This window comes from Synechococcus sp. R6-10, from assembly GCF_047461815.1.
Classification (GTDB): Bacteria; Cyanobacteriota; Cyanobacteriia; order Thermostichales; family Thermostichaceae; genus Thermostichus.
Genome location: NZ_JANSHW010000688.1, coordinates 1 through 737 on the forward strand (window position 1 = coordinate 1; position 737 = coordinate 737).

Here is a 737-nt window from a genome sequence, read left to right on the forward strand (position 1 = left end):
TGTGCAGCCGAAAATACTCATCCGCCGCCGCCTCCTGAACGGTCGAGTACAGTTGCGTCCCGTCCACAATCGTCACCGTCCCCAAGCCGATCACCTCCATCACATCGTCGGCCTGGATCACCACCGCCGTATTCTCATCAATGCCGATACCCAAACATTGGGGATAGTGGGCCACCGCCGTAACCAGCCGCACCAGGCGATTGCGCTGATGGAAATGTTGATCGATGATGACGCGAGGCAAAAGGCCCAGGCCTGTCTTCACCGTTACAATTGCCGGCGTGGGCGGTTCTCCGCTGTAGCCGCGGGAGATCATCTGCTGCCCCAACGCAGAAGCTCCGGCGCTGGTTCCGGCAATTACCGTCTGCCCCCGCTGCCACTGCTGTCGAATGGCCTCCATCAGCTCGCTGTGGGCCAGCACCTCCGCCAGCCGCTCCTGATCCCCACCCGTAAAGTAGATGCCGGTGGAGAAGCGGATTTTCTCAACGTTATCGGGATCCCTTGCCTCCATCGGGCTGCGGATATCTAGAACTTGGAGGCTGGCCGCCCCCATCTGCTGAAAAATGTTGGCGTAGATCTCCCCCAGCACCGCCGGGATCCCAGAAGCCGCGGGCACGATGGTGATGTGGGCAGACTTTCCCCCCGCTCGGCGGAAGAACTCCCAAAGGATGTGGCGCTCATTTTCCTTATCCTCTGCTCCCCCGACGGCGATGATGTCGGAACGGGCGGTGATGGGATCC

1 protein-coding gene is annotated in these 737 nt (G+C 60.9%); it reads right to left on the reverse strand.

Features of this window, described 5'->3' with window-relative positions; translation table 11 throughout:
• Positions 1–737 (reverse strand): cyanophycinase (locus NW837_RS15325; protein ID WP_414332512.1); only part of this gene is annotated, 737 nt, incomplete at both ends.